We start from the raw sequence: 25016 nt of genomic DNA on the forward strand, positions 1-25016 counted from the left end.
CTGTGCGCCTTACTTCTTGGACTTCTTGTCGCCGGCGTGGCCATGGAAGGTACGGGTCGGCGAGAACTCGCCGAACTTGTGACCCACCATTTCCTCGCTGACAGCGACAGGAACGTGCTTCTGACCATTGTAGACGCCGAAGGTCAGTCCGACGAACTGCGGCAGGATCGTCGAGCGACGGCTCCAGATCTTGATCACTTCATGACGGCCAGACGAACGCGCGGCATCTGCCTTCTTGAGCAGAGAACCCTCAACGAACGGGCCTTTCCAGACTGAACGAACCATGTCCGGCGATCCTTACTTCTTCCGCTTGTGGCGGCTGATGAGAATGAACTTGTCAGTCGACTTGTTCGAACGTGTCTTCTTGCCCTTGGTCGGCTTGCCCCACGGGGTCACCGGATGGCGACCACCCGAGGTACGACCTTCACCACCACCATGCGGATGGTCGATCGGGTTCATGACGACGCCGCGGTTATGCGGACGCCAGCCAAGCCAACGGGTACGACCGGCCTTGCCGATCGAGGTGTTCATGTGATCCGGATTCGACACAGCGCCGATGGTGGCGGTGCAACGACCGTGAACCAGGCGCTGTTCGCCCGAGTTCAGACGGATGATCACGTAGTCATGGTCACGGCCGACCAGCTGGGCGTAGGTGCCAGCCGAACGGGCGATCTGACCGCCCTTGCCGATCTTCATCTCGACGTTATGCACGATCGTGCCGATCGGCATGTTGCCCAGCGGCATGACATTGCCCGGCTTCACGTCGACATAGTTGCCGGCCACCACGGTGTCGCCGACCGCCAGACGCTGCGGCGCCAGGATGTAGGACAGCTCGCCGTCCTCATACTTGATCAGCGCGATGAACGCGGTGCGGTTCGGATCGTATTCCAGACGCTCGACCTTCGCCGGAACGTCCAGCTTGGTGCGCTTGAAATCGACCAGACGATACGACTTCTTGTGGCCGCCGCCACGAAAGCGCACGGTGATCCGGCCGGTGTTGTTACGACCGCCGTTCGAGTTCTTGCCTTCGGTCAGGGTCTTGACCGGCTTGCCCTTGTAGAGGGCCGAACGATCGACCATGACCAGCTGGCGCTGGCCCGGCGTCGTGGGATTGAATGTCTTAAGTGCCATCTTCGTTTGCCCTTACAGACCGGTCGTGACGTCGATGCGGTGGCCCTCTTCGAGGGTGACGACCGCACGCTTGACATCAGACTGCGAACCGAAGGTGCCGCGGAAGGCCTTGACCTTGCCCTTGCGCACCAGCGTGTTCACGCTCTTCACCTTGACGTCGAACAGCTTTTCGACGGCTTCCTTGATCTGCGGCTTGGTGGCCTTGCCGTCGACCTTGAACACGACCTTGTTGAACTCGGACGCGGTGGTCGCCTTTTCGGTAATCACCGGGGCCACGATCACGTCATAATGGCGCGGATCGATATTCTTCGTCATTTGAAGCGCGCCTCCAACGCATCGAGCGCTGCCTTGGTCAGAACAAGCTTCTGACGACGCAGGATGTCATAGACGTTGATACCCTGGATCGGCAGCACGTCGATGTTCGGGATGTTGCGCGCAGCGATCGCAAACCCGTTGTTCAGCTCGGCGCCGTCGATGATCAGCGCATTGGTCAGGCCGAGGCCTGAGAAGTGACCGAGCAGTGCCTTGGTCTTGGCGGCTTCCAGCACGGCCTGATCGAGAACGATCAGCGAGCCGTCCTTGGCCTTGGCCGACAGGGCATGCTTGAGCGCGAGGGCGCGAACCTTCTTCGGCAGATCGAACGCATGCGAGCGCACGACCGGACCGAAGGCGCGGCCACCGCCACGGAACTGCGGCACGCGGGCCGAGCCGTGACGAGCACCGCCGGTGCCCTTCTGCTTGTACATTTTCTTGCCGGTGCGCGCGATTTCGGCGCGGCCCTTGGCCTTGTGCGTACCGGCCTGGCGCTTGGCCAGCTGCCAGTTGACGCAGCGCTGGATCAGATCGGCGCGGACGTCGAGGCCGAAAATGGCTTCCGACAGCTCGACAGAACCGGCGTCCTTGCCCTCAAGCGTGGTGACGTTCAGCTTCATCTCACGCTCCTTCCTGCTCGGCGGCAGGTGCTTCAGCAGCGCCCTCACCGGCCAGCTTGAACTTGCCGGGCTTCGGCGCGTCCTTCGGCAGTTCCTTCTTGACGGCGTCGCGCACCGAGATCCAGCCGCCCTTGGCGCCGGGAACGGCACCCTCGACGAGGATCAGGCCACGCTCCACGTCGGTCGAAACGACGCGCAGGTTCAGCGTGGTGATACGATCGACACCCATGTGGCCGGGCATCTTCTTGTTCTTGAAGGTCTTGCCCGGGTCCTGACGGCCACCGGTCGAACCGATCGAACGGTGCGACACCGACACGCCGTGCGTGGCGCGCAAACCGCCGAAGTTCCAGCGCTTCATACCGCCGGCGAACCCCTTACCGACCGAGGTGCCGGTGACGTCGACGAACTGGCCGGCGACGAAGTGGTCGGCCTGGATCTCGGCGCCGACCGGGAGCAGCGCGTCCTCGGACACGCGGAACTCGGCGACCTTGCGCTTCGGTTCGACCTTGGCAGCGGCGAACTGGCCGCGCTCGGCCTTGGGCATATAGACGGTCTTACGCGAGCCCGAACCGAGCTGCAGAGCGACATAGCCGTTCTTCTCGGTGGTGCGATGACCCAGCACCTGGCAATTGCCAAGCTTCAGAACGGTCACGGGGATATGCTCGCCGGCCTCTGTAAAGACCCGCGTCATTCCGACCTTCTGTGCGATCACTCCGGAGCGCATCGGCGTGCTTCCTGTTCTTTCTGTCCGTTTGACCGGACGGGACTAAAAAATCTTAGAGCTTGATTTCGACGTCGACACCGGCGGCCAGGTCGAGCTTCATCAAAGCATCGACGGTCTGCGGGGTCGGATCGACGATATCGAGAAGGCGCTTGTGGGTGCGCATCTCGAACTGTTCGCGGCTCTTCTTGTCGACGTGCGGCGAACGGTTGACCGTGAACTTCTCGATGCGCGTGGGCAGCGGGATCGGTCCGCGGACCTGCGCACCCGTGCGCTTCGCAGTGCTCACGATCTCGCGGGTCGACGCATCGAGGATGCGATGGTCGAACGCCTTGAGTCGAATGCGGATATTCTGGCCGTTCATTGCCGTGTGTCTTTCTCTGAAAGCGAATGGTCGGTAGCGAGCAGCGAGTAGCGATCGCCGCTACTCACCACGTCCTGTTCGCGTCCTTACTCGATGATGCTAGCGACGACGCCTGCACCGACGGTGCGGCCGCCTTCGCGGATGGCGAAGCGCAGCTTCTCTTCCATCGCGATCGGCACGATCAGGTGCACTTCCATGGCGATGTTGTCGCCCGGCATCACCATCTCGGTGCCTTCCGGCAGATGCACCACACCGGTCACGTCGGTGGTGCGGAAGTAGAACTGCGGACGATAGTTGGTGAAGAACGGCGTGTGACGGCCACCCTCTTCCTTCGTCAGAATGTAGGCCTCGGCCTTGAACTTGGTGTGCGGCTTCACCGAACCCGGCTTGCACAGCACCTGGCCGCGCTCCACGTCTTCACGCTTGGTGCCGCGCAGCAGCGCGCCGATGTTGTCGCCCGCCTGGCCCTGATCGAGCAGCTTGCGGAACATTTCCACGCCCGTGACCGTGGTCTTCTGCGTCGCCTTCAGGCCGACGATCTCGATTTCCTCGCCCACCTTGACGATGCCGCGTTCGACACGGCCGGTCACCACGGTGCCGCGGCCCGAGATCGAGAACACGTCTTCCACCGGCATCAGGAACGGCTGGTCCACCGGACGCTCCGGCTGCGGGATGTAGGCGTCGACGTTCTTCATCAGCTCGAGGATCGCGTCGTGGCCGAGCGCCTTGTTCGAGTCTTCGAGCGCGGCCAGCGCCGAACCCTTGACGATCGGAATGTCGTCGCCCGGGAAGTCGTACTTCGACAGCAGTTCGCGGACTTCCATTTCCACGAGCTCGAGCAGTTCCGGATCGTCGACCATGTCGCACTTGTTCAGGAACACCACCAGCGCCGGCACGCCGACCTGGCGGGCCAGCAGGATGTGCTCGCGGGTCTGCGGCATCGGGCCGTCGGCCGCCGACACCACCAGGATCGCGCCGTCCATCTGCGCCGCGCCCGTGATCATGTTCTTCACATAGTCCGCGTGGCCGGGGCAGTCGACGTGGGCGTAGTGGCGGTTCGCGGTCTCGTATTCCACATGCGCCGTCGAAATGGTGATGCCGCGCGCCTTCTCTTCCGGCGCCTTGTCGATCTGGTCGTAAGCGGTGAACGACGCACCGCCCGTCTCCGCGAGCACCTTCGTGATCGCTGCCGTCAACGACGTCTTGCCGTGGTCAACGTGACCGATCGTCCCGATGTTGCAGTGCGGTTTCGTACGTTCAAATTTTGCTTTGGCCATGATTCTCTCCTTTGGGTCGTCAGCTTGCGCCTACGACGATCAGGCAAACTTCTTCTGGACTTCGGCCGACACGTTTGCCGGCGCTTCAGCGTAGTGATCGAATGACATCGAGAACGTTGCACGACCCTGGCTCATGGAGCGCAGCGTGTTCACGTAACCGAACATGTTCATGAGCGGCACCATCGCGTTGATGACGTTGGCGTTGCCGCGCATGTCCTGGCCCTGGATCTGGCCACGGCGGGAATTCAGATCGCCGATGACCGAACCGGTGTAGTCTTCCGGCGTCACGCATTCGACCTTCATGATCGGCTCGAGCAGAACGGACTTGCCCTTCTGCAGAGCGTCACGGAGAGCCGCACGCGATGCGATTTCGAACGCCAGCGCCGACGAGTCGACGTCGTGGTAAGCGCCGTCCACCAGCTGGACGTGAACGTCGACCACGGGGAAGCCCGCGACCACGCCCGACGACATCACGCTGTTGAGGCCCTTTTCGACGCCCGGGATGTATTCCTTCGGAACCGCACCACCGACGATCTTCGACTCGAATACGAAACCCGAACCCGGCTCGCCCGGCTCGACCACGAACTTGACGCGGGCGAACTGGCCGGTACCACCGGTCTGCTTCTTGTGGGTGTAGTCGACTTCGGCGCGCTTCGTGATCTTCTCACGGAACGCCACCTGCGGAGCGCCGATGTTGGCATCGACCTTGTAGGTACGCTTCAGGATGTCGACCTTGATGTCGAGATGGAGTTCGCCCATGCCCTTCAGGATGGTCTGGCCGGACTCGTGGTCGGTCGACACGCGGAACGACGGATCTTCCGCAGCGAGCTTGGCGAGAGCCACGCCCAGCTTTTCCTGGTCGGCCTTCGACTTCGGCTCGATGGCGATTTCGATCACCGGCTCCGGAAATTCCATGCGCTCGAGGATGACCGGGTTTTCCGGATCGCACAGCGTGTCACCGGTACGGGCTTCCTTGAGGCCGGCCAGCGCGACGATGTCGCCGGCATAGGCTTCCTTGATGTCTTCACGGTTGTTCGCATGCATCAGCAGCATGCGGCCGATACGCTCTTTCTTCTCACGGGTCGAGTTCACGACGCCGGTGCCCGACTGCAGAACACCCGAATAGATGCGGCAGAAGGTGATGGTGCCGACGAACGGGTCGTCCATGATCTTGAACGCGAGCAGAGCCAGCGGCTCCTTGTCGTCAGCCTTGCGGACGACCTCGTTGCCATCTTCGTCCTGGCCCTTGATGGCCGGAACGTCGAGCGGCGACGGCAGATAATCGACGACGGCGTCGAGCAGCGGCTGTACGCCCTTGTTCTTGAAGGCCGAGCCGCAGAGCACGGGATAGAAAGCGCCGGTCAGCACGGCCTTGCGGAGCAGACGCTTGAGCGTCGCTTCATCCGGCTCGTTGCCGTCGAGGTAAGCTGCCATGGCGTCGTCATCGAGCTCGACGGCGGCTTCCAGCATCTTCTCGCGATATTCCTTGGCCTTCTCGACCATGTCTTCCGGAATATCGACATAGTCGAACTTCGCACCGAGGGATTCATCGTTCCAGACGATGCCCTTCATGGTGACGAGATCGACGAGGCCCTTGAAGTTGTTCTCGGCGCCGATCGGCAGCTGGATCGCAACCGGCTTCGCACCGAGACGATCAATGATGTCCTGCAGGCACTTGTAGAAGTCAGCGCCGGTCTTATCCATCTTGTTGGCGAAGACGATCCGCGGAACCTTGTACTTGTCGCCCTGGCGCCAGACGGTTTCGGTCTGCGGCTCGACGCCCTGGTTGGAGTCGAGAACGCACACGGCGCCGTCGAGCACGCGCAGCGAACGCTCGACTTCGATGGTGAAGTCGACGTGGCCGGGGGTGTCGATGATATTCAGGCGCTTGCCGTTCCAATAGGCGGTGGTCGCAGCCGAGGTGATCGTGATGCCACGCTCCTGCTCCTGCTCCATCCAGTCCATCGTCGCGGCACCTTCGTGCACTTCGCCGATCTTGTGGCTCTTGCCGGTGTAATAGAGGATGCGCTCGGTCGTCGTGGTCTTGCCAGCGTCGATGTGCGCCATGATACCGAAATTACGGTAGTCCTCGATGGCATTTTGGCGGGGCATGTGCGTGTCCTTCAGCTGTCCGTTCGAGACGCCGTTACCAGCGATAGTGCGAGAACGCGCGGTTGGCTTCCGCCATCTTGTGCACGTCTTCACGCTTCTTCACGGCGTTGCCGCGGTTGTTGGAGGCGTCGAGCAGCTCTGCAGAGAGACGCTCGGTCATGGTCTTTTCGTTGCGGGCGCGCGCGGCGGTGATCAGCCAGCGAATGCCGAGCGCCTGACGACGCACGCTACGCACTTCGACCGGCACCTGATAGGTCGCACCACCCACGCGGCGCGAACGCACTTCGATGGTCGGCATGACGTTTTCGAGCGCCTGCTCGAACACGGTGAGCGGCCCCTGCTTGGTCTTGGCCTCGATGATATCGAAGGCACCGTAGACGATCTGTTCGGCGGCAGACTTCTTGCCGTCATACATGATCGAATTCATGAACTTGGTCACGATGATGTTCCCGAACTTCGGATCCGGGTTCACAACGCGCTTTTCAGCGGAATGGCGACGAGACATCGATAAACCCCGACTTACTTCGGACGCTTCGCGCCGTACTTCGAACGACGCTGCTTACGGTTCTTGACGCCCTGGGTATCCAGCACGCCGCGGAGAATGTGGTAGCGAACGCCCGGCAAGTCCTTGACGCGGCCGCCGCGGATCATGACCACCGAGTGCTCCTGGAGGTTATGACCTTCACCCGGGATGTAACCGATGACTTCGAAGCCATTGGTCAGACGCACCTTTGCGACCTTACGAAGCGCCGAGTTCGGCTTCTTCGGGGTCGTGGTGTAGACGCGCGTGCAAACGCCGCGCTTCTGCGGCGACTGCTGCAGCGCCGGCACCTTCTTGCGCGCCTTCTGAATGACCCGCGGATTTGCGATCAGCTGGTTGATCGTCGGCATGTCAGCCTTCACCCTCTATTCGCGCGAAGCCTCATGGCTTCGCAAAAATTGTTCGGAGCTTCCCGCTCCATCGGTCTCGCATCACGCGAAAGAACTTCACGCAAAACGAAATAACGCCAACCATTCATCGCTGAATGGAAAGCGCTAACGCCGCAGAGGACCACGATGGTGACGTCAGGCTGTCGCCCTCGGTCGATATCGAGATCATGCACTGAATTCGATCTCTCGAGATGATCTCAAGAGACCAAACGTCGTATCGGCATTGCCTAGATTTTAGCGACAGCGTCTGAGCGTCTGGGTCGAGGTTGGTGCCCGAAGCGACCGAGAAGGCTCTCCGGGTGATCCGTACCGACACTGGCGAAGCTCACCGCCTGTCGTTAAGTGGCCGGGTTGTATCCGCAGGGGATAGGCAAGTCAACACCTATCCGCGTGCAAAATACGCTTGTGGCGCAGGGTTTTTAGCATGCGAAGCCCCTAGAAAACACGAGGAATCCGCAAGAATTCAACGCCATCCACCACGCAGTTCGCGATGTCGGAAACTGCAGTTTGATGACGCCTGGATGGAAGTCTGATGAGAATCCGGGACCGTCACACGGGCGATTCCGGCCCACTGCTCCCGATTCTAGGGTATCAGGCGGCCAGAATCGGGAGAATCGCCGTTCAGGGTATTGCCGAGTCGTTAAGGCATGCGGGCAATGACCTTGATCTCGAAATCGAAACCCGCGAGCCAGTTCACGCCCACCGCCGTCCAGTTCGGATAAGGGTGGTCCGGGAAGATCTCCGCACGGATGGCGTTCACCGTCCCGAACTGGGCCTCCGGATCGGTATGGAAGGTCGTGACGTCGACGATGTCGTCCAAACCGGCTCCAGCCGCCTTCAGAACGTTCCCGAGGTTATCGAAGGCCAACTGGACCTGCTTGGCGAAATCCGGTTCCGGGGAGCCGTCCGCCCTGCTCCCGACCTGGCCGGAGACGAAAAGAAGATCCCCGGAGCGGATCGCTGCGGAATAGCGGTTGATCTCGTAAAGGGCCTGCCGGCCGGCGGGGAAAATTGCATCGCGTTTGGTCATGATGTCTCTCCGGTTCCCAATCGGCGCTTGAGTTGATATACGCGCCGTATGAGAATATCTGAAAGCATACGGCCCGTATGTCAATATGACATACGCGACGTATGTAATTTGGAGAACATCCGTGTCGACGGGCAAGCGCGCGCAAATGGTGGAGGAAACCCGGGGCAAGCTGATCCAGGCCGCCCGCAAGGCCTTCGCGATCAAAGGCTATGCGGCAGCCTCGATGGACGACCTCACCAGGGACGCCGGCCTGACGCGCGGCGCGCTCTATCACAACTTTGGTGACAAAAAGGGACTTCTGCAGGCGGTCATCGACCAGATCGATGCCGAGATGCTGGCGCGGATGCGGGAGACGTCAAGTCAGGCGGCAACGCCCTGGCTCGCATTCCTCACCGAAGGGATCGCCTATATCGAGATGGCGCTCGAGCCGGAAATCCAGCGCATCATGCTGCTGGACGGCCCCGCAGTGCTCGGCGATCCCTCGCAATGGCCTAACCAGACGGCGTGCCTGCGCACGACGACGCAGGCGATCGAGCAGCTGATCGCGGATGGTGTCGTGAAGGACGTGGATGCGGAGGCCGCGGCTCGGCTGATCAATGGCGCCGCGCTGAACGCCGCGCTGTGGGTAGCGGCGGCGAAAGAGCCCGCCGCGGTGCTGCCGAAGGCGGTAACGGCGTTCCGGGAATTGGCGTCGGGATTGTTGCGGACGGAGAGCTGATACAGCCCCGTCTGTCATCCCCGCCCAGCACGCCGAAGGCGCACGCGGAGCGGGGATCCAGTCAACGCAATCGGCACAGCTTGATTACTAAAGCCAGTATTTACTGGATCGCCCGGTCAAGCCGGGCGACGACAAAACGAGAAGACGCCGACTATTCCTCGTCGTCTTCATCCTCCTCGTCGTCGTCTTCATCCTCATGCTCGTCGGCGGTGTGACGCCCCTGATTGTCCCACAGCTCGCGATAGGTGCCGCCGAGCGCCAGCAGCTGGGCATGCGAGCCGCGCTCGATCACCCTGCCCCCGCTGATGACGATGATCTCGTCCATATCGACGACCGAGGTCAGCCGGTGGGTCGAGGAGATCATGGTGCGGCCTTCGGCGAGCTTGAACAGAGTGGCGTTCAATGCCGCTTCCGTCGTCTGGTCGAGCGCCGATGTCGCCTCGTCGAGCAGCAGCACCGACGGATTGCGCACGATGGCTCGCGCGATAGCGATGCGCTGGCGCTGGCCACCGGACAGCGTGTCGCCGCGCTCGCCGACCTGGGTGTCGTACTTGTCCGGCAGCGTCATGATGTAGCGATGGATTTCGGCCTTCTTGGCCGCCTCTACCACCTCCTCGTCCGTAGCGCCCTCCTTGCCGAGCCGGATGTTCTCGCGGATCGACATGTTGAACAGCATGTTCTCCTGGAACACGACGGCCATGTGGCTGCGCAGGGACTCGCGCGTCACCTTGCGGATGTCGACGCCGTCGATGGTCACCTTGCCCTCGTCGGGCATATAGAGCCGCAGAATCAGATTCAGCAGCGTGCTCTTGCCCGAGCCGGACGGGCCGACGATGGCGATCTTCTTGCCGACATCAAGCTTCAGGCTGAGATTGTCGAGCACCGGCGCGCGGCTGTTCTCGTACTGGAAGGTGACGCGGTCGAAAGCGATGTCGTGCACGACACGGGGCAGCTCCGGCGCATTCGGCTTGTCCGCGCCTCGGGTCGGCTCGTCCAGCATCTCGTTCATATGACGCACCGCAGCCGCGGTCTGGATCGAGACCGGGATGAAGTGCATCACATGGGCGATGTTGTAGGACACCTCCCAGAACGCGCTCTCGAATGTGACGAAGGTGCCGACGGTGATCTGCCCCTTGGTGGCGAGATAGGCGCCGATCGCCAGCACCACGAGATGCAACAGCAGCACGGAGACGGTGACCGAGCGCTCCACCATGGTGGAGAGAAAGGTCGCCGCTGCGATCTTCTTGCTGGTATCGTCGTTGCGCAGCCGGAACCAGCCCATGGTGCGGCGCTGCAGGCTGAAGGCCTTGATCACCGCCTGCGCGGCGATGTTTTCCTGGATGGTGCCCAGGATCGACGCTTCGCTCTGCTTCTGCTCGTAATTGGCCTGCACCGCCTTTGGCGTGAGAATGCGGGGGCCGATCAGCGTGATCGGAAAGATCAGCAGCGCGACCATTGCGAGCTGCCAGTTCAGATAGATCATCAGCAGGATGCCGGCGATCAGTTCCAGGAACGGCAACAACGCGCTGTTGGCAAATGTCTTGATGCAGGTCTCATAGGACGCCATGTCGACGGAGAAGCGCGACAGCGTTTCGCCGCGCTTGGTCCGCGCAAAATAAGCCGATGGCAGTTCCTGCACATGGCCAAACAGACGCTCGCGCGCGCTCGCGATGATCGAGGCCGCGAGCCGCGCATCCCAGCGCTCGTACCAGATCGCCACGATCGACGTGACGACGCCGGCCACGGCCAGGACCGAGAGGATTTTGATCAGCGCCTCGAAATCTTCCTCGCCGAGCGCATCGTCGATGAGGAATTTGAGGCTGAGCGGCATGATGACGTTGAACAACGTCTCGACGAGAACGCCGAAGCCAACGAAGGCCAGCATCTTGCGCCGGTTGGCGAGAAACGGCCGTGTAAACGCGTAGACCGTGCCGAAGGCGCCCGCGGCCTCGCGCGCGGTGAAGACGACGAGCTCCTCGTCGTCATCATCATCGTCCTCGTCTTCATCCTCGTCGTCATCGACGGGCCTGGCCTTGGCGCCCTTGTCAGTAACGAGCTTTTCCGGCGCCGGCGGCTTCGTGCTCGGCACCGCTGCAGCGGCTGCGCCGACTGGCAGCGCAAACTTCTCGTCGAGCGGATCGGTGGCGTCGTCGGATGGGGGCTTCTGAGGAGGCTTCGACGCCATGAACCGGACCAATGCTGGGGCCCGACAAGGGCCGAAAGAATCATGCCGTGGCGTCTTACAGCCACCGCATGAAGTCTATGCGATCAGGATTGGTTCCGCAAAAGACGATCAATCGTAGGGCGGATTAGCCGAAAGCGTAATCCGCCGGCCTATTGCGTGGGGCGAAGAATGGCGGATTACGGCTACGCCTCATCCGCCCTACGCCTCAGTCCTCCTCCGCCTCGACCTTGTCGAAGAAGGAATAACGCAGGCTGTCCGCGTCGGCGTACCAGTGGCCGGGCCCCTTCCCCGCCGCCAGCGTCGCTTCCCACACGGCTTCGGTGCAGTCGCGACGATGCATGGAGAGATCGAAGCCGTTGCCGAAGAACAGCTCCGACCACTCCCACCAGGTGCCGAGCTTCTTGACGCCGCGCAGGAGGTCGTAGCGGTCGATCACCGCCGGCGCCATGTCTGACGTCACCGAACCGAAAATCAGACCGGTCTTGATGACGCGGTTGAGCTCCCCGATCGCAGTCACGATCTGCTTGTCCGCGACGTGGCAGAGGCTGGTCTCGAATACGAAATCGAACTGCTCGTCCTTGAACGGCAGGTCGGTGATGGAGCCGAGCTTGTTGAATTTCAACAGTGCCTTCGGCGTCTTGGCGTGGATCGCTTTGTTGTTCTCGACGCCCCAGGCATCGATCCCCCTGGCGCGCAGCGCGCCGACCAGCTCGCCCGACGCCGAGCCCGCGACCAGCAACTTGTAGCCCTTGGCGCGGCCCCAGACGATCTTGATGAGGTTCATCAGATAGGCGGGGTCGGTGAACTGGCTCCAAACCTCGCTGTAGGGCCCGACGCCGCGATAGTTCTTGAAATAATCGTTATCGATCTTGTCGGGGGCAACGATGCCGTTCACGCCACGCGCACGCCGCAGCTTCATCATCTCGGTGACGATGATGTCGGTGGCGGCATCCGAGGAGTCCAAGAGACCGTTCAGCGTGGAGTCGAACAGATAGTCACCGACCACCACGATCCCCGGATGGTCTTTCGGCTCCGGCCGGTGATTGGTCATGACGTCGCGCACCGGCATGCCGCCGGGGATGGCATTGACGGACGACAGCCAGCGGTGAATCTTGCCTTCGACGAGATGCGAACGCGCGTCGCCGAACGAAGCCGGCAGCGACTTGATCGCCGCGTCGATCAGTTCCTCGTCCGAGAGATTGGCAAAGGCCAGCGCATCCGAACCCGCGATCAGCCAGTTCAGCACGCCGTGCTTGCCGACATCGTGGCGTGCGCCTTCGTTATAGACGCAGCAGCCGCCGAATGCTTCCGACATGAACCAGGCGCCGGGAATCTGCTCGCCCCAGAACGGAGTGTCGAACAGCAGCGAAATCCGAAGGTAGTGCGCTGGACGGTCGAAGTAAGCGACATGCTTGACCATCGACTTGCGCAGCTCTTCCCCGTCCCAGCGCATGGTGGCCAGCCAGGAATGCGGCAGGCACATCACCACCAGATCGAAGTCGCGCGTCTCCGGTCCCTTGCCGTTCATCATATCGAGGCGATAGCGCCCCTCCCCGGTCTTGCCGACCCTGAGGACGCGGTGATTGAGCAGGATGTCAGCCGCGACCTCCGAGCGCAGGCAGGAGATCAGCTGCTCATTGCCGTTCTGGATCGAATACAGGCCGATATAGCCGTCGATATCCATCACGAAGTTCTTCAGCGCATTGAGGCCGTTGGTGTTGTGCGCTTCGGTTGCGATATCCGAGCGCGCCATCGCCTTGAAGAAGCGTTTGGCGGTGGGATCGCTCACTTCCTTGTCGAGCAATTCCTCCGCAGTCATCCACGCCCACGGATTCTCGTTGTCGTGCGCGCCGACGCCTTCGTAATATTCCAGCGGCGTGATCATCTTCGCGCACTTCTTGCGGAACGCCTCGATGGCGGCCGCAGTCTTGGCGCCGTATTTCCTGCGCATGCCCGGAACATCGTCGAGCAGCTCGCCATCGAGCATCACCTGCTCGGCATCCATCGGGATTGTCTGCAGCCCGAAATGCTGGATCAGCTCGCGCAGCGGATCGGGGCCGATCATCGAGTAATCGTAGATTTCGGCGACGCCAGCTTCATACATGGCGGGCGAGCTGTCGAACTTGCGGGTGACGATCTTGCCGCCGAGACGATCGGATGCCTCATAGATGGTGACACGGCAGAGGTCGCCGAGCTTCTTCTTCAGATACCAGGCGCTCATCAAGCCGCCCGGGCCGCCACCAACAATCGCAAGATCCAGCATCTAAATTCTTTCACGCCTCGAATGCCTGCCGGCCGCCCCCGGCGAAAATCGATTTAGCGCATTCACCGCCACGGCGGAATCCAAGCCGCTGCAGGCCTGCCGCCTTCCCGCGTCGGATCACACTAAACCATTCCAACTAAGACCATTTTCGGTCTGAAGGAAAGATGAACGAAGGCCGCAAGCGCCTTGCGTCGCGGCAAAATACGTTAACCCGAAATAAAAAGGGCCGGCTGAGAGCCGGCCCTTTGATTCCTGTCAGTCGCGATCGGCTTATTCGGCCGGCGGCAGCGCCAGCGGCTCTGCCTCCGGAGCCGACGGCACAACGGCCGCCTGCTTCTCGCGCTCGTCCTGGATCATCGCGTCGCGCTTCATGGCGACCTCGCGGATCTTGGCCATGGAGGCGCCCGTACCGGCCGGGATCAGGCGGCCGACAATGACGTTCTCCTTGAGACCTTCGAGGGGATCGATCTTGCCGTTGACCGCCGCCTCCGTGAGGACGCGGGTGGTCTCCTGGAACGACGCCGCCGAGAAGAACGAGCGAGTCTGCAGCGAGGCCTTGGTGATGCCGAGCAGCACCGGATTGCCCGTCGCAGGCTTCTTGCCCTCTTCTTCCGCCTTGGCGTTGAGCGCGTTGAACTCGATCTTGTCGACCTGTTCGCCCGCGATCATGTCGGTGTCGCCCTGATCGGTGACCTCGATCTTCTGCAGCATCTGACGGACAATCACTTCGATGTGCTTGTCGTTGATGAGCACGCCCTGCAACCGGTAGACTTCCTGGATCTCGTTGACCAGATAGGCAGCGAGTTCCTCGATGCCCTTGATCGCCAGAATGTCGTGCGGCGCCGGATTGCCTTCGACGATGAAATCGCCCTTTTCAACGATATCGCCGTCCTGCAGATGGATGTGCTTGCCCTTCGGAATGAGGTACTCGCGAGTCTCCTCGGTCTTGTCGAGCGGCTCGATCGAGATGCGACGCTTGTTCTTGTAGTCGCGTCCGAAGCGGATGGTGCCGCCGATCTCCGCGATGATCGCCGCGTCCTTCGGCTTGCGGGCCTCGAACAGTTCGGCAACGCGCGGCAGACCGCCGGTGATGTCACGCGTCTTCGCGCTTTCGGTCGAGACACGGGCGAGAATGTCGCCGGCCTGAACCTTGGCGCCGACGTCCACCGAGAGGATCGCATCAGGCGAGAGCATGTAGCGGGCGTCGCCACCGCGCGCCAGCTTCAGCACCTTGCCGTCAGCGCCCTTCACGACGACGGCCGGGCGCAGGTCTGCACCTGCACGCGACGTGCGCCAGTCGATGACGACGCGCTTCGCGATACCGGTCGATTCGTCGAGGGTTTCGGTGACGGACTGGCCGTCCACGAGATCCTCGAAGCCGATAGTGCCGTCGACTTCCGTCAACAACGGGCGGGAATACGGATCCCACTCGGTGATGCGCTGGCCACGCTTAACGGTATCGCCGTTGGCCACGTGCACGCGCGCGCCGTACTGAATACGGTAGGTCGCACGTTCGGTGCCGTCGGCATCGCTGATCGCGATCACCATGTTGCGCACCATCGCCACGGTGTGGCCTTCGCCGTTCTTGGCGAGACCTTCGTTGCGGATGGTGACCTTACCGTCGAAGTTCGACTCGATCACCGACTGCTCGTTGAGCTGCGCCGCGCCGCCGATGTGGAACGTGCGCATCGTCAGCTGCGTGCCGGGCTCACCGATCGACTGCGCGGCGATGACGCCGACAGCTTCACCGTGGTTGACCGGCGTACCGCGTGCAAGGTCGCGGCCATAGCAGGTGCCGCAGATGCCGTTGACCAGTTCGCAGGTCAGCGCCGAGCGGATCTTCACTTCCTGGATGCCGGCCTTCTGCAGACGATCGACGTCCTTCTCCTCCATCAGCGTGTTGCGCTTGATCAGCACTTCACCGCTGTTGGGATCGACGATGTCTTCGCAAGCCGAGCGGCCGAGGATACGCGACGCCAACGACGCGACCACCGAGCCCGCATCGACGATGGCACGCATCTTGATGCCGAGATTGGTGCCGCAGTCGGTCTGCGTGATGATGCAGTCCTGCGCTACGTCGACGAGACGACGGGTCAGGTAACCGGAGTTCGCGGTCTTCAACGCGGTGTCCGCGAGGCCCTTACGGGCGCCGTGGGTCGAGTTGAAGTATTCGAGAACCGACAGGCCTTCCTTGAAGTTCGAGATGATCGGCGTTTCGATGATCTCACCCGACGGCTTGGCCATCAGGCCGCGCATGCCACCGAGCTGACGCATCTGAGCCGGCGAACCACGAGCACCCGAGTGCGCCATCATGTAGATCGAGTTGATCTGCGCCTCTTCGCCCTTGTCGTTCTTCTTCACCGAGGAGATTTCCTTCATCATCTCCTTGGCGACTTCTTCGGATGCCTTCGACCAGGCGTCGACGACCTTGTTGTACTTCTCGCCGTGGGTGATCAGGCCGTCATTGTACTGCTGCTCGAAGTCCTTCGCGTAGGCGCGGGTCGAGTCGACGATCTTCCACTTCGAACCCGGCACCACCATGTCGTCCTTGCCGAACGAGATGCCCGCCTTGAACGCATTGTAGAAGCCGAGCGCCATGATGCGATCGCAGAAGATCACCGTCTCCTTCTGGCCGCAGTGGCGGTAGACCTGATCGATGACGCCTGAGATTTCCTTCTTCGTCATCAGCTTGTTGATGGTCTCGAACGGCACCTTCGGATGCTTCGGCAGCACCTGGCCGAGCATGGCGCGGCCCGGGGTCGTTTCGATCAGACGCGTGACGGTCTTGCCGTCGGCGTCGAGACCGGTCCAGCTGTACTTGATCTTGGTATGGAGGTGGATGACCTTCGCATGCAGCGCATGCTCGATCTCCGACATCTCGCGATACACCTTGCCCTCGCCCGGCAGGCCGGCGCGCATGGTGGACAGGTAGTACAGACCAAGCACGATGTCCTGCGACGGCACGATGATCGGCTGGCCGTTCGCCGGGTGCAGGATGTTGTTGGTCGACATCATGAGCACGCGCGCTTCCAGCTGCGCTTCGAGCGACAGCGGAACGTGCACGGCCATCTGGTCACCGTCGAAGTCGGCATTGAAGGCCGAGCAGACCAGCGGATGCAGCTGGATCGCCTTGCCTTCGATCAGCACCGGCTCGAACGCCTGAATGCCGAGACGATGCAGCGTCGGCGCGCGGTTCAGCAGCACGGGATGCTCGCGAATGACCTCGTCGAGGATATCCCAGACCTCGGGACGCTCCTTCTCCACGAGCTTCTTAGCCTGCTTCACCGTGGTGGACAGGCCCTTGGCGTCGAGGCGCGAATAGATGAACGGCTTGAACAGTTCGAGCGCCATCTTCTTCGGCAGGCCGCACTGATGCAGGCGCAGTTCGGGACCGACCACGATGACCGAACGGCCGGAGTAGTCGACGCGCTTGCCGAGCAGGTTCTGACGGAAGCGGCCCTGCTTGCCCTTCAGCATGTCGGCGAGCGACTTCAGCGGACGCTTGTTGGCGCCGGTGATGACGCGGCCGCGGCGGCCGTTGTCGAACAGCGCGTCAACGGCTTCCTGCAACATACGCTTTTCGTTGCGGATGATGATGTCCGGCGCGCGGAGCTCCATCAGACGCTTCAAGCGGTTGTTACGGTTGATGACGCGGCGATACAGGTCGTTGAGGTCCGACGTCGCGAAGCGGCCGCCATCGAGCGGCACCAGCGGACGCAGATCCGGCGGGATCACCGGCACGACGGTGAGAATCATCCATTCCGGCTTGTTGCCGGAGAAGCGGAACGCTTCGACGATCTTCAGGCGCTTGGCGAGCTTCTTGTGCTTGATGTCGGAGTCGGTCTCCTTCATCTCGGCGCGCAGCTCGACATCGAGCTTTTCGAGGTCGAGGCCGCGCAGCAGCTCGCGGATCGCTTCCGCACCGATCATGGCGGTGAACGAATCCTGGCCGTATTCGTCCTGAGCCTTCAGATACTCGTCTTCAGACAGCAGCTGACGGTCCTTGAGCGCGGTGAGACCCGGCTCAAGAACGACGTAGTATTCGAAGTACAGGATGCGCTCGAGATCCTTGAGCGTCATGTCCAGCAGCTGGCCGATGCGCGAGGGCAGCGACTTCAGGAACCAGATGTGAGCGACCGGCGCAGCCAGCTCGATGTGGCCCATGCGCTCGCGACGGACGCGCGACAGGGTCACTTCGACCGAGCACTTCTCGCAGATGATGCCCTTGTACTTCATGCGCTTGTACTTGCCGCACAAGCACTCGTAATCCTTGATGGGCCCGAAGATGCGGGCGCAGAACAGGCCGTCGCGCTCGGGCTTGAAGGTACGATAGTTGATGGTTTCCGGCTTCTTGATCTCGCCGTAGGACCAGGACAGAATCTTCTCCGGAGACGCAATCGAGATCCGGATCTGGTCGAAGACCTGAGCCGGCGTCGTCGGATTGAAGAGATTCATAATTTCTTGGTTCATGGTCTTCTCCTCGCGTGCCGATCGCCATCAGCAGCAAATTCGAAATTCTGTAGTCACGCGCGCTGCCATACGTCCGGGCTGCGGCGCAGACGCCCGGCCACGAGGCCGGGCGTGACGCATTGAATTACTCGGCGGCCTCGGAGGTCGGCCCCGGCAGCTTGGAATTGTGCAGGTCGACGTTGAGGCCGAGCGAGCGCATTTCCTTCACGAGCACGTTGAACGATTCCGGGATACCGGCCTCGAACGTGTCGTCGCCGCGCACGATCGCCTCGTAGACCTTGGTACGGCCCGCGACGTCGTCCGACTTCACCGTCAGCATTTCCTGCAGCGTATAAGCCGCGCCGTATGCTTCCAGTGCCCACACTTCCATTTCGCCGAAGCGCTGGCCGCCGAACTGCGCCTTGCCACCCAGCGGCTGCTGCGTGACGAGCGAGTACGGACCGATCGAACGCGCGTGGATCTTGTCGTCCACGAGATGGTGAAGCTTGAGCATGTAGATGTAGCCCACGGTCACCTTGCGGTCGAACTGGTCGCCGGTGCGGCCGTCATAGACGGTCGACTGACCCGATGCGTCGAAGCCTGCCATCTTAAGCATGTCTTCGATATCGGCTTCCTTCGCACCGTCGAACACCGGCGTTGCGATCGGCACGCCAGGCTTGAGGTTGCGCGCAAGCTCGATCAGTTCGTCATCGTTCAGCGACTTGATGACTTCATCTTCGCCATAGACCTTCTTCAGGGTCTCGCGCAGCGGCTTGAGATCCTGCCTCTGGTAGAACGCGTCGATGGTCTCGCCGATCTTCTTGCCCATGCCGGCGCAGGCCCAGCCGAGATGCGTCTCGAGGATCTGACCGACATTCATGCGCGACGGCACGCCCAGCGGGTTGAGCACGATGTCCGCATGGGTACCGTCCTCGAGGAACGGCATGTCTTCGATCGGAACGATCTTCGACACCACGCCCTTGTTGCCGTGACGGCCGGCCATCTTGTCGCCTGGCTGGATCTTGCGCTTCACCGCGACGAAGACCTTGACCATCTTCATCACGCCCGGAGGCAGCTCGTCGCCGCGCTGCAACTTCTCGACCTTGTCGAGGAAGCGCTGTTCAAGGCCTTTCTTCGACTCGTCGTACTGCTTCCGCATCGCTTCGATTTCGGTCATCAGCTTGTCGTTCGCGGTGGCAAACATCCACCACTGCGACCGCGGATTCTCGTCGAGAACGGCGCGCGTGATCTTGCTGTCCTTCTTGAAGCCCTTCGGACCGGCGATGCCGACCTTGTTCTCCAGGAGGTCTGCCAGACGGCCATACACGTTACGATCCAGGATGGCCTGTTCGTCGTCACGGTCCTTGGCGAGACGTTCGATCTCTTCGCGCTCGATCGCCAGCGCACGCTCGTCCTTGTCGACGCCGTGACGGTTGAACACGCGGACTTCCACGATGGTGCCCTGCACGCCCGGAGGCACGCGGAGCGAGGTGTCGCGAACGTCTGACGCCTTTTCACCGAAAATGGCGCGCAGCAGCTTTTCTTCCGGCGTCATCGGGCTTTCGCCCTTCGGCGTGATCTTGCCGACCAGGATGTCGCCGGCGCGAACTTCGGCGCCGATGTAGACGATACCGGCTTCGTCGAGGTTCTTCAGCGCTTCTTCCGACACGTTCGGAATGTCACGGGTGATTTCCTCAGGACCGAGCTTGGTGTCGCGGGCCATCACTTCGAATTCCTCGATATGAATCGAGGTGAAGACGTCTTCCTTCACGATCCGCTCGGAGAGCAGGATCGAGTCTTCGAAGTTGTAGCCGTTCCACGGCATAAACGCGACGAGCACGTTGCGGCCGAGCGCGAGCTCACCGAGATCGGTCGACGGACCGTCGGCAATGATGTCGCCCTTGCGCACGACGTCACCGACCTTCACCAGCGGACGCTGGTTGATGCAGGTCGACTGGTTCGAGCGCTGATACTTCATCAAACGATAGATATCGACGCCCGACTTGGTCGGATCGAGATCTTCGGTCGCGCGGATAACCACGCGGGTCGCGTCGATCTGGTCGATCACGCCGGCACGGCGAGCCGCGATCGCGGCGCCGGAGTCGCGCGCCACGACGGCCTCCATGCCGGTGCCGACGAACGGCGCTTCGGCACGCACCAGCGGCACGGCCTGACGCTGCATGTTCGAGCCCATCAGCGCGCGGTTGGCGTCGTCATTCTCAAGGAACGGGATCAGCGCCGCGGCGACCGAAACGAGCTGCTTCGGCGACACGTCCATATAGTCGACCTTGTCGGCCGGCAGCGGCATCACGTCGCCGGCGTGACGGCAGATCACCATTTCGTCGGCGAACTTGCCCTTGGCGTCGAGCTGCACGTTGGCCTGCGCCACCGAGTAACGGCCTTCTTCCATCGCCGAGAGATACACAACCTCATCGGTGACGCGGCCGTCCTTCACCTTGCGATACGGCGTCTCGACGAAGCCGTACTTGTTCACACGCGCGAACGTAGCGAGCGAGTTGATCAGACCGATGTTCGGACCTTCCGGCGTTTCGATCGGGCAGATACGGCCATAGTGGGTCGGATGCACGTCGCGGACTTCGAAGCCGGCGCGCTCGCGGGTCAGACCGCCCGGTCCAAGCGCCGAGAGACGACGCTTGTGGGTGATTTCCGACAGCGGGTTGGTCTGGTCCATGAACTGCGACAGCTGCGACGAGCCGAAGAACTCGCGCACCGCTGCGGCGGCAGGCTTCGCGTTGATCAGGTCCTGCGGCATCACGGTGTCGATATCCACCGACGACATGCGCTCCTTGATGGCGCGCTCCATGCGCAGCAGGCCGACGCGATACTGATTTTCCATCAGCTCGCCGACCGAACGCACACGGCGGTTGCCGAGATGATCGATGTCGTCGATCTCGCCCTTGCCGTCGCGCAGATCCACCAGGGTCTTGATGACCGAGAGGATGTCTTCCTTGCGCAACGTGCGATGGGTGTCCGGCGCATCGAGTTCGAGGCGCATGTTCATCTTCACGCGACCCACGGCCGAGAGGTCGTAGCGCTCGGCGTCGAAGAACAGCGACTGGAACATGTTCTGTGCGGACTCGAGCGTCGGGGGCTCGCCCGGACGCATCACGCGGTAGATGTCGAACAGCGCATCTTCACGCGTCATGTTCTTGTCGGCCGCGAGCGTGTTGCGGATATAGGCGCCGATATTGACGTGGTCGATGTCGAGCAGCGGCAGCTCCTTGTAGCCCTCCTCGTCCAGCGCCTTGAGCGACTTCTCGGTGATCTCTTCGCCAGCTTCGGCATAGATTTCGCCGGTCTTCGCGTTCACCAGGTCGTCGGCGAGATAGCTGCCGATCAAATCCTCATCGGTGAGCTGCAGTGCCTTGAGGCCCTTCTCGGCGAGCTGGCGGGCGCCGCGCACGGTGAGCTTCTTGCCGGCTTCAAGCACCACCTTGCCGGTGTCGGCATCAATGAGGTCGTTGACAGTCGAATAGCCGCGGAAGCGCGACGGATCGAACGGCACGCGCCAGCCGCCGTCCTTGATCTTCTTGTAGATGATCTTCTGGTAGAAGGTCGACAGAATCTCTTCGCCGTCGAGACCCAGGGCATACATCAGCGACGTCACCGGAATCTTGCGGCGACGGTCGATACGCGCATAGACGATGTCCTTGGCGTCGAATTCGATATCGAGCCAGGAGCCGCGATACGGGATCACGCGGGCCGCGAACAGCAGCTTGCCCGACGAGTGGGTCTTGCCCTTGTCGTGATCGAAGAACACGCCCGGCGAACGGTGCATCTGCGAGACGATGACGCGCTCGGTACCGTTGACGACGAAGGTGCCGTTCATGGTCATGAGCGGGATGTCGCCCATGTAGACGTCCTGCTCCTTGATGTCCTTGACGGACTTGGCGCCGGTTTCCTCGTCGATATCGAACACGATCAGGCGCAGCGTCACCTTCAGCGGCGCCGCATAGGTCATGCCGCGCTGGCGGCACTCGTCCACGTCATATTTGGGCGGCTCGAATTCGTAGCGGACGAATTCGAGCATCGAGGTGCCGGCGAAATCCGAGATCGGAAACACCGAACGGAAAACAGCCTGGAGGCCTTCGTCGAGCCGACCGCCCGCAGGCTCGTCGACCATCAGGAACTGGTCGTAGGACGCCTTCTGAACCTCGATGAGGTTCGGCATCTCGGCGACTTCCTTGATGTGACCGAAGAACTTGCGAACGCGCTTGCGACCGGTGAACGTCTGCTGACCCATCGTGGCCTCTCATTGCGTCGCCCGGGACGGGCGAACCTTCCAGAGCACGGCTGCCGCCGCCTCCGGGTTGAATTCTGTGTCGAACGCGCTCTGGAAATCCGGCACTCGATCAGGAACAAATTCCCCAAATCGAACATTCAGACCACCGAACGCAAAACAACGCGCGTGATGCCCTGCTGCATCTCGCCCGTCTGAAACCCGTCTATGATACGGACCAAAAGCCCGAAATTGCCCTGTCTCCCAACGGCTTAGGATAGAACGTCGCCGTTCTCGCCGTCAAACCGCGCTTTCGTGCTGCCGTCCCGATATGGGGCGACGATCATGGAGATTCGAGGGTCGTACCACCGCATCCCCACACTTTCTTGTGTACGGCCTGGTGGCCGCACCCGGTTCCCGGTCCAGAGGACGGCCGCGTGGTCGCCCTCCGTCCGAAGAACGGCCTTCGGCCGCTCTTCGGGGGAACCCTAAGGTCTTACTTGAGTTCGACCTTGGCGCCAGCCTTCTCGAGCTGAGCCTTGATCTTCTCGGCTTCGTCCTTGGCAACGCCTTCCTTGAGGGGCTTCGGCGCGCCTTCGACCAGGTCCTTGGCTTCCTTGAGGCCGAGACCGGTGATCGCACGGACTTCCTTGATGACTTCGATCTTCTTGTCGCCGGCCGAAGCCAGGACGATCGTGAAGTCGGTCTTTTCTTCAGCTGCGGCAGCACCGCCACCACCAGCGCCCGGAGCAGCGGCAACAGCCACGGCAGCGGCAGCCGACACGCCCCACTTCTCTTCGAGCAGCTTGGCGAGTTCGGCGGCTTCGAGCACGGTGAGGCTCGAGAGGTCGTCAACGATCTTATTGAGGTCAGCCATTGTCTATATCCTTAAGCGTATTTGGTTCGAACCAGTTTGATTGCGAAGGGCGTCAGGCCGCTTCGCTCTTTGAGGCATAAGCCTGAACGACGCGCGCGACCTTGGCCGCGGGCGCAGTCGACAGCTGAGCGATCTTGGTCGCCGGCGCCACGAGGAGGCCAACGAGTTTGCCGCGCAGTTCGTCGAGGGACGGCAGCGAGGCGAGAGCCTTGACGCTGTCGACATTCAGGACGGTCTTACCCATCGAGCCGCCAAGAATGACGAACTTATCGTTCGCCTTGGCAAATTCGACGGCAACCTTCGGTGCAGCTACCGGATCGTCCGAAGTGGCGATCACGGTCGGGCCCTTCAGCAGGGAACCGATGGCAACAACATCCGTGCCTTCAAGAGCAATTTTGGCGAGACGGTTTTTCGAGACCTTCACCGAGGCACCCGCCTGCTTCATCTGCTTACGCAGGGTCTGCATCTGGGCAACGGTGAGGCCGGAATAATGGGCAACGATCGCAACGCCGGTGGTCTTGAAGACCCCATTCAGCGATTCGACCGCGTCCTTCTTTGCCGCTCTTTCCACAGCAAGCTCTCTCCGGTTGGCGGCCTCTAGCTTGATGAAGCCGCCGGTTGATATCCAACCGCCCCACCTGAGATGACCTTGAGACTTGAGTCTCCAGACACGCCGGGCGAGACGATCATGATAGCCTGCCCTCCCGAACCTGAGCTGCGAGCAGCCAAAGCGCGGGGTGTCGAGGTTCGAACCAAATACGCTGTCAGCCGCATGGCGGCGTTAAGCGGAGTCAGTCTTCACCCATCTATGCTGGCTTGAGGATTAAGCCGTTGATCAAACGAATGTTTGTCGCTGGCGCCAGCAGTCTCGGACAGGATTCGAGATCATTGATCGGCCACGATCAGCCGGTCATTGACCCCTGTCCGCTTTCGTCAAAACCGGGCCGCGGCTCCCGTGCCCTTCGAGCGATCCGTGCGGATGGCCTGAAAGGAATGGTCTCCTAGATACCGGTTTGTCGGAATGCGAACACGGACGCGCCAGCGCAAGCCAGCCCATCCGGAAGCGGCTGTTTAACGAGTCTTTCCCGGCTTGCCAAGGGGGAAGTGCCGGACTGGCATCATTTTTGCCGGGGAACCTGCGGCAGCGCAGCCAGGCGCTGCCGCAGTCGCTTCCGCCCTACCCCTTCGGGCAAGCCGCGCCCGCGTCCACCCACGCCTTGATCAATTCGCCGAACTGCTTCTGCGTACCCGGCGCCGGGGTGCGGTTGCCACCGGGTTTCCAGCCCCAGCCGACCAGCTCGTCCTCCGCCATGTGATGAACCAACGCCGCAAGGTCCTTGCCGCCGTTGCGCTCCTTGTCCTTGATCTGCACGCAGATCTGACCGAGCGTCTTACCCTGCCAGGCCATCTCGGCCGGCGCCAGCGACCACTTCGCGTTGCCGGGGACATTGGCGGCGTCGAAGTTGTTTTCATGGTGGCAGGTCGTGCAAGCGAGACCGCTGGCCGCGCCCATGCCGCCCTCGCCGCGCACCACCAGCGGAATGTGCGGACGCATGCGGTCGGTCTGCGTCGGACGATCGCCGGCCGGGTGGCAATTGAGGCAGCGCGGCGACTGGATCACCTTGCCGGCCTCGTTGAAGAGCGCCACGGCGCGCTCGTTCTTGTTCTTGATCCTGGCGAAGGCCGAGACTGGCTGCAGCGTTTTCGGATTGCTGACCGCTGCATCGGCCTCGTTCGTGCCAAACTGCGCGACGGAAAGAATCCCAGCAGACATTCCGCCGGCGACC

The 25016-nt window shown here is 61.8% G+C and carries 19 protein-coding genes; 1 reads left to right on the plus strand and 18 read right to left on the minus strand.

Annotated elements, in window-relative coordinates; genetic code table 11:
- Positions 1-9 precede the first annotated feature (9 nt).
- The 11 genes from rpsS to E0H22_RS16955 all read right to left on the minus strand — a co-directional run bounded on the left by rpsS (position 10) and on the right by E0H22_RS16955 (position 8497).
- Positions 10-285 (minus strand): 30S ribosomal protein S19, encoded by a 276-nt coding sequence (rpsS, locus tag E0H22_RS16905; protein WP_233022160.1) that lies wholly within the window; start codon positions 283-285, stop codon positions 10-12.
- Between the two features lie 12 nt (positions 286-297).
- Positions 298-1131 carry a 50S ribosomal protein L2 gene (gene rplB / locus E0H22_RS16910; protein ID WP_233022161.1) on the minus strand — a complete coding sequence of 278 codons (834 nt, stop codon included), beginning with the start codon at positions 1129-1131 and terminating at the stop codon, positions 298-300.
- 12 nt (positions 1132-1143) lie between these two features.
- Entirely contained in the window at positions 1144-1446 is a 303-nt protein-coding gene (locus E0H22_RS16915) for a 50S ribosomal protein L23 (protein ID WP_233022162.1), read from the minus strand.
- Entirely contained in the window at positions 1443-2063 is a 621-nt protein-coding gene (gene rplD / locus E0H22_RS16920) for a 50S ribosomal protein L4 (RefSeq protein WP_233022163.1), read from the minus strand. Before rplD ends, E0H22_RS16915 begins: the two co-directional genes overlap by 4 nt.
- 1 nt (position 2064) lies before the next feature.
- Positions 2065-2787 (minus strand): 50S ribosomal protein L3, encoded by a 723-nt coding sequence (gene rplC, locus E0H22_RS16925; RefSeq protein ID WP_233022164.1) that lies wholly within the window; start codon positions 2785-2787, stop codon positions 2065-2067.
- Between the two features lie 52 nt (positions 2788-2839).
- Complete coding sequence (gene rpsJ / locus E0H22_RS16930; RefSeq protein WP_013166261.1) at positions 2840-3148, minus strand: 30S ribosomal protein S10; 309 nt, start codon at positions 3146-3148, stop codon at positions 2840-2842.
- An 86-nt stretch (positions 3149-3234) separates the two neighbouring features.
- Positions 3235-4425: an elongation factor Tu gene (tuf, locus tag E0H22_RS16935; RefSeq protein WP_233022165.1), complete on the minus strand. Its 1191-nt coding sequence runs from the start codon at positions 4423-4425 to the stop codon at positions 3235-3237.
- Positions 4426-4464: 39 nt separating this feature from the next.
- On the minus strand, positions 4465-6537 hold the full coding sequence (gene fusA, locus E0H22_RS16940; protein WP_233022166.1) for an elongation factor G: 2073 nt from the start codon (positions 6535-6537) through the stop codon (positions 4465-4467).
- Positions 6538-6571: 34 nt separating this feature from the next.
- Entirely contained in the window at positions 6572-7042 is a 471-nt protein-coding gene (gene rpsG, locus E0H22_RS16945) for a 30S ribosomal protein S7 (protein ID WP_233022167.1), read from the minus strand.
- Between the two features lie 14 nt (positions 7043-7056).
- A complete protein-coding gene (gene rpsL / locus E0H22_RS16950) occupies positions 7057-7428 on the minus strand; it encodes a 30S ribosomal protein S12 (RefSeq protein ID WP_211909034.1) in 372 nt (123 codons plus the stop codon).
- A 679-nt stretch (positions 7429-8107) separates the two neighbouring features.
- Complete coding sequence (locus E0H22_RS16955) at positions 8108-8497, minus strand: RidA family protein (protein WP_233022168.1); 390 nt, start codon at positions 8495-8497, stop codon at positions 8108-8110.
- 145 nt (positions 8498-8642) lie between these two features.
- Between E0H22_RS16955 and E0H22_RS16960 the strand changes: the two genes are divergently transcribed.
- Positions 8643-9215 (plus strand): TetR/AcrR family transcriptional regulator, encoded by a 573-nt coding sequence (locus E0H22_RS16960; protein WP_430715282.1) that lies wholly within the window; start codon positions 8643-8645, stop codon positions 9213-9215.
- Positions 9216-9366: 151 nt separating this feature from the next.
- Here the strand turns inward: E0H22_RS16960 and E0H22_RS16965 are convergent, their stop codons facing one another.
- The 7 genes from E0H22_RS16965 to E0H22_RS16995 all read right to left on the minus strand — a co-directional run bounded on the left by E0H22_RS16965 (position 9367) and on the right by E0H22_RS16995 (position 25003).
- Positions 9367-11400, minus strand: a complete 2034-nt coding sequence (locus E0H22_RS16965) for an ABC transporter ATP-binding protein (protein WP_233022170.1) — start codon at positions 11398-11400, stop codon at positions 9367-9369.
- A gap of 205 nt (positions 11401-11605) precedes the next feature.
- Entirely contained in the window at positions 11606-13663 is a 2058-nt protein-coding gene (locus E0H22_RS16970; protein ID WP_233022171.1) for an FAD-dependent oxidoreductase, read from the minus strand.
- A gap of 270 nt (positions 13664-13933) precedes the next feature.
- Entirely contained in the window at positions 13934-18133 is a 4200-nt protein-coding gene (gene rpoC, locus E0H22_RS16975) for a DNA-directed RNA polymerase subunit beta' (protein ID WP_233022172.1), read from the minus strand.
- Positions 18134-18257: 124 nt separating this feature from the next.
- The gene (gene rpoB, locus E0H22_RS16980) at positions 18258-22376 is read right to left on the minus strand and encodes a DNA-directed RNA polymerase subunit beta (RefSeq protein ID WP_233022173.1); all 4119 of its coding nucleotides are present in this window, start codon (positions 22374-22376) and stop codon (positions 18258-18260) included.
- A gap of 472 nt (positions 22377-22848) precedes the next feature.
- Positions 22849-23229 carry a 50S ribosomal protein L7/L12 gene (rplL, locus tag E0H22_RS16985; protein ID WP_233022174.1) on the minus strand — a complete coding sequence of 127 codons (381 nt, stop codon included), beginning with the start codon at positions 23227-23229 and terminating at the stop codon, positions 22849-22851.
- Between the two features lie 52 nt (positions 23230-23281).
- Positions 23282-23800, minus strand: a complete 519-nt coding sequence (gene rplJ, locus E0H22_RS16990; RefSeq protein WP_233022175.1) for a 50S ribosomal protein L10 — start codon at positions 23798-23800, stop codon at positions 23282-23284.
- A gap of 606 nt (positions 23801-24406) precedes the next feature.
- Positions 24407-25003, minus strand: a complete 597-nt coding sequence (locus tag E0H22_RS16995; RefSeq protein ID WP_430715283.1) for an Isoquinoline 1-oxidoreductase subunit — start codon at positions 25001-25003, stop codon at positions 24407-24409.
- Positions 25004-25016 lie beyond the last annotated feature (13 nt).

Origin of the sequence: Rhodopseudomonas boonkerdii, assembly GCF_021184025.1 — a bacterium.
GTDB classification, from domain to species: domain Bacteria; phylum Pseudomonadota; class Alphaproteobacteria; order Rhizobiales; family Xanthobacteraceae; genus Tardiphaga; species Tardiphaga boonkerdii.

Bases quoted from the DNA above. Each gene is read 5' to 3' on its own strand.
- rplB (WP_233022161.1), bottom strand. From the start codon at position 1,131: ATGGCACTTAAGACATTCAATCCCACGACGCCGGGCCAGCGCCAGCTG.
- rpoC (WP_233022172.1), bottom strand. From the start codon at position 18,133: ATGAACCAAGAAATTATGAATCTCTTCAATCCGACGACGCCGGCTCAG.
- rpsG (WP_233022167.1), bottom strand. From the start codon at position 7,042: ATGTCTCGTCGCCATTCCGCTGAAAAGCGCGTTGTGAACCCGGATCCG.
- tuf (WP_233022165.1), bottom strand. From the start codon at position 4,425: ATGGCCAAAGCAAAATTTGAACGTACGAAACCGCACTGCAACATCGGG.
- E0H22_RS16970 (WP_233022171.1), bottom strand. From the start codon at position 13,663: ATGCTGGATCTTGCGATTGTTGGTGGCGGCCCGGGCGGCTTGATGAGC.
- rpsS (WP_233022160.1), bottom strand. From the start codon at position 285: ATGGTTCGTTCAGTCTGGAAAGGCCCGTTCGTTGAGGGTTCTCTGCTC.
- E0H22_RS16965 (WP_233022170.1), bottom strand. From the start codon at position 11,400: ATGGCGTCGAAGCCTCCTCAGAAGCCCCCATCCGACGACGCCACCGAT.
- fusA (WP_233022166.1), bottom strand. From the start codon at position 6,537: ATGCCCCGCCAAAATGCCATCGAGGACTACCGTAATTTCGGTATCATG.
- E0H22_RS16960 (WP_430715282.1), top strand. From the start codon at position 8,643: ATGGTGGAGGAAACCCGGGGCAAGCTGATCCAGGCCGCCCGCAAGGCC.
- E0H22_RS16955 (WP_233022168.1), bottom strand. From the start codon at position 8,497: ATGACCAAACGCGATGCAATTTTCCCCGCCGGCCGGCAGGCCCTTTAC.
- rplD (WP_233022163.1), bottom strand. From the start codon at position 2,063: ATGAAGCTGAACGTCACCACGCTTGAGGGCAAGGACGCCGGTTCTGTC.
- rpsJ (WP_013166261.1), bottom strand. From the start codon at position 3,148: ATGAACGGCCAGAATATCCGCATTCGACTCAAGGCGTTCGACCATCGC.
- E0H22_RS16995 (WP_430715283.1), bottom strand. From the start codon at position 25,003: ATGTCTGCTGGGATTCTTTCCGTCGCGCAGTTTGGCACGAACGAGGCC.
- rplL (WP_233022174.1), bottom strand. From the start codon at position 23,229: ATGGCTGACCTCAATAAGATCGTTGACGACCTCTCGAGCCTCACCGTG.
- E0H22_RS16915 (WP_233022162.1), bottom strand. From the start codon at position 1,446: ATGACGAAGAATATCGATCCGCGCCATTATGACGTGATCGTGGCCCCG.
- rplC (WP_233022164.1), bottom strand. From the start codon at position 2,787: ATGCGCTCCGGAGTGATCGCACAGAAGGTCGGAATGACGCGGGTCTTT.
- rpsL (WP_211909034.1), bottom strand. From the start codon at position 7,428: ATGCCGACGATCAACCAGCTGATCGCAAATCCGCGGGTCATTCAGAAG.
- rpoB (WP_233022173.1), bottom strand. From the start codon at position 22,376: ATGGGTCAGCAGACGTTCACCGGTCGCAAGCGCGTTCGCAAGTTCTTC.